The sequence below is a fragment of the Devosia sp. genome, from assembly GCF_028290645.1.
Taxonomy (GTDB): Bacteria; Pseudomonadota; Alphaproteobacteria; order Rhizobiales; family Devosiaceae; genus Devosia_A.
This window is the reverse complement of record NZ_JAQGJL010000187.1, coordinates 1-3,019: the sequence shown is the minus strand read 5'-3', so window position 1 is coordinate 3,019 and position 3,019 is coordinate 1. Positions and strand designations below refer to the sequence as shown.

At 61.8% G+C, this 3,019-nt stretch carries 4 protein-coding genes and 1 pseudogene; 2 read left to right on the top strand and 3 right to left on the bottom strand.

Annotation, left to right across the window (positions count from 1 at the left end; genetic code table 11):
* Positions 1–216: 216 nt before the first annotated feature.
* A complete protein-coding gene (locus tag JWQ89_RS10350) occupies positions 217–1,017 on the top strand; it encodes a class I SAM-dependent methyltransferase (protein ID WP_299640716.1) in 801 nt (266 codons plus the stop codon).
* 141 nt (positions 1,018–1,158) lie between these two features.
* Here the strand turns inward: JWQ89_RS10350 and JWQ89_RS10345 are convergent, their stop codons facing one another.
* From JWQ89_RS10345 to JWQ89_RS10335, 3 genes are all read right to left on the bottom strand, one after another.
* Positions 1,159–1,623 (bottom strand): ATP-binding protein, encoded by a 465-nt coding sequence (locus tag JWQ89_RS10345; protein ID WP_299640713.1) that lies wholly within the window; start codon positions 1,621–1,623, stop codon positions 1,159–1,161.
* Positions 1,624–1,797: 174 nt separating this feature from the next.
* Complete coding sequence (locus JWQ89_RS10340) at positions 1,798–2,283, bottom strand: SRPBCC domain-containing protein (RefSeq protein WP_299640711.1); 486 nt, start codon at positions 2,281–2,283, stop codon at positions 1,798–1,800.
* 11 nt (positions 2,284–2,294) lie between these two features.
* The gene (locus JWQ89_RS10335) at positions 2,295–2,618 is read right to left on the bottom strand and encodes a metalloregulator ArsR/SmtB family transcription factor (protein ID WP_299640708.1); all 324 of its coding nucleotides are present in this window, start codon (positions 2,616–2,618) and stop codon (positions 2,295–2,297) included.
* Positions 2,619–2,733: 115 nt separating this feature from the next.
* On the opposite strand from JWQ89_RS10335, the pseudogene JWQ89_RS10330 reads away from it, so the two are divergent.
* Positions 2,734–3,019 (top strand): annotated as a pseudogene (locus JWQ89_RS10330) (deaminase); the annotation flags it as partial.

Sequence of the window (3,019 nt, the reverse complement as noted above, 5' to 3'; positions counted from 1 at the left end):
ATCAGCGCTCTACCGCAAGTCGCGTTTGACGTCATATCGGTCAAGTAGGTCCTGCGCCCGGCGGAGGCAACCGGGTGGTCGTCCGCAACCCACTCGAAAATCCGCTGATGTTCTCGAACGGCTGCTTTTGGCCCAAAGCGGCCATCGCGTCTTGGCGCGCTGGGCCTCGTGTTCTAGGTTGTCCAACTCGTTCCAGGCAATTCCGGGAGAGCTAAGATGGCGTCCACATTCACCGTGCACGAGGCGTCCGGGTATGAGCAGCTCATGGGGCGCTGGAGTCGCAAGTTGGCGCCGGCGTTTGTCGAATTTGCCGGGCTCGCAGCGGGCGAGAAACTGCTCGACGTCGGTTGCGGCACCGGGAGCCTCACATTTGAGCTTGCGGGCCGGGCCGAACCCACTGCTATCCATGCAATCGACTACGCGCCGACCTTTGTCGAGGCAGCTAGACTGCGCAATACCGACCCGCGTGTGATCATCGATCAGGCTGATGCCACCGCGTTACCGTTTGGCGACGGCACCTTCGATCGCGCGATGGCTATGCTCGTGCTGCACTTCGTGCCTGATGCGCCATTGGCAATCAGAGAAATGCGTCGCGTCGTCAGACCAGGGGGCGTCGTTGCTGCAGTTGTATGGGACCATCTGGGCGGTATGACTGGAATGAGGATGATCGTCGATACGCTGGCCGCTCTGTCTGAGCGCGGTAGACAACTCCGCAACCGCTACGTCTTTCAGCCGATGATGCAGCCCGGTGAGATGAAGCAGGCGTTTATCGATCAGGGGCTGAAGGACGCTGCAGAAGACCAACTGATGGTACGCATGGACTACCGAGACTTTGATGACTTGTGGGCGCCAATCGCAGCGGGTGAGGGACCTCTCGGCAAGTTCGTTGGAAACCTCGAAGGCGGAGAGCTCGCGCAAGTGAACGCCGCAGTTCGCGATGCTTATGAATGCGGCCGATCGGACGGCCCGCGGTCCTTTGCCAACGTGGCCTGGGCCTGCCGCGGGATCGTCCCGTAAGAGGTGCTTCGTGTTATGCACTCCATATCCAGTCCGCGACACGCGGCGGCCGAGGCGCCTTCCGGCGCAGGAGCCCTTCTGACCTGAGCGCGAGGCTCCATCGACGCAAACGGCCGCTTTGTCCCAAAGCGGGCCTTCGGCTTACTCAGTGAGCTCGTCCGCCGATGGAACTTCGAAGAGGCGCATCCACTCCTTAAGGCTGGCCTCGGGGATGTGAAAAGTTCCGGAAGGAAGCTGGCTATTCCTGGCCCTTATGCGCTCCAGCAGAAGTTCTTCAGAGGCATCGGCGAAATGGATCCTGAAGCGCACATCGAGCTCGTGAGCTTTTGCTCGAAGTTCGTCTCGCTCGCGCTTGGTCCAAAAGCCAAAGTCGAGGATCACATCTACACCGAGCATCAAAACTCTCGACGCCGTCTCCCACAAAAGCAACTCGATCGCCCCGTGCCTGGCGTTGTGCGTCGCGAAGTCAGCGTCGTCGCTGCGGTCGTCTACGTCCATTCCGAAGAGCCGGACATGCCACTCATCGACGGTAAGGCGGAGCGCGGCGTATTCGACCTCGAGCTTGCGAGCCAATGTCGTCTTGCCGCTTCCCGGCAGTCCAACCATCAAGTGAAGTGTTGCCACAGACCCGCCAGTCCCGATTGCCTACATCTGACCCCACATTGATCCGACGAGCAACCGGCCTCTCCGATCCGGAAGTCGAGTGCATCGCACGAGGTGGTGGAGTTCAACGTCCGCCTTTGGCGCAAAACGGAAGTAGGCTCGGAAGCCTCCCCACTTTCAGCCCAACCACCGCTCCAGCCCACCCAGCGTCTGCAGCCCATATTCCACTGCGCCGAACGCCACCACCGCCTGCCGTCGTTCGCGGTTCGGATGCAACTGGCGCATCGTCAGCACGGTCCTGCCGTCGGCCTGCTCGTCGAACGTCACCACCATGTAAAAGCCGTTGGGGTCGCCGTCCTCCCCGCCATAGTCGATGACGATCCGCTCGTTGGGAACGATCTCGATGAACTGCATCAGGCTGGGAAAGCGCTGCTGTTTGCCCTCGTAAATCCCCACCATGTCGAAGCGCCAGAACCCGCCCTCGCGCATGTCGGCCTCATGGCTCTCGATGCTCAGCCCATCCGGACCATACCATTGGCTCAGCGCCATCGGATCCATCCACGCCGCGAACACCTTGGCGCGCGGGTGCTTCAGCACCTTCACCAACACGATCTCGCGGTCCATCGACCACGTTTCAAGCAGGTCCTCGAACAGCTTTGTCATCGGCACTCCGTTCACGTCCGGTCGAGATAGGTTTCCAGCCGGTCGAGCCGTTCGGCGGCGCGCCGGCGCTCGGTGTCCATCCAGTTGGCCGCCGCGTCGAACCGTTCCGGAACCAGCCGGCACCAGCGGCTGCGCCCACGCTTCTCGCTGACGATCAGCCCGCATTCCTCGAGCACCTTGAGGTGCTGCGAAAAGGAGGGCAGAGCCATGTCGAACGGCGCCGCCAGCGCGCTCACCGGCAGCTCCCCCTGGCGCAGTCGCGACACCACGGCGCGCCGCGTCGGATCGCTCAGGGCGTGGAAAGCCAGGTCCAGCGGGCTCGAATGGTACGGCATGCCCAACGCCTAGCGCCGCCCTTCCGCCTGGTCAACTATAAAGAGGCACTTGCCTTACTATCAGCATCACCATATGAAGGCACTCACCTTACTAACCCTGCTCCTGGAGCCCGCCATGTCCGTTCGTGTCGATCTTCTGATTTCCCTTGATGGTTTTGCCACCACCACCGACATCACGCCCGCAAAGCCTTTCGGCGACGATTGGGGGCGCCTCACTGCCTCGTATGTGGCCACCCGCACCTTCCGCGAGCGCGTTTTCCACGATACGTCGGGCGCCGGCACCACCGGCGTGGACGATGCCTATGCGCGCGCCTATTTCAAAAACATTGGCGCCGAGATCATGGGCGCCGGCAAGTTCGGCCTCCACAACTTCCCCGACGATCCGGGCTGGAAAGGCTGGT

Coding starts and splice junctions, on each gene's coding strand:
- JWQ89_RS10350 (WP_299640716.1), top strand. CDS start 217: ATGGCGTCCACATTCACCGTGCACGAGGCGTCCGGGTATGAGCAGCTC.
- JWQ89_RS10345 (WP_299640713.1), bottom strand. CDS start 1,623: ATGGTTGGACTGCCGGGAAGCGGCAAGACGACATTGGCTCGCAAGCTC.
- JWQ89_RS10340 (WP_299640711.1), bottom strand. CDS start 2,283: ATGACAAAGCTGTTCGAGGACCTGCTTGAAACGTGGTCGATGGACCGC.
- JWQ89_RS10335 (WP_299640708.1), bottom strand. CDS start 2,618: ATGCCGTACCATTCGAGCCCGCTGGACCTGGCTTTCCACGCCCTGAGC.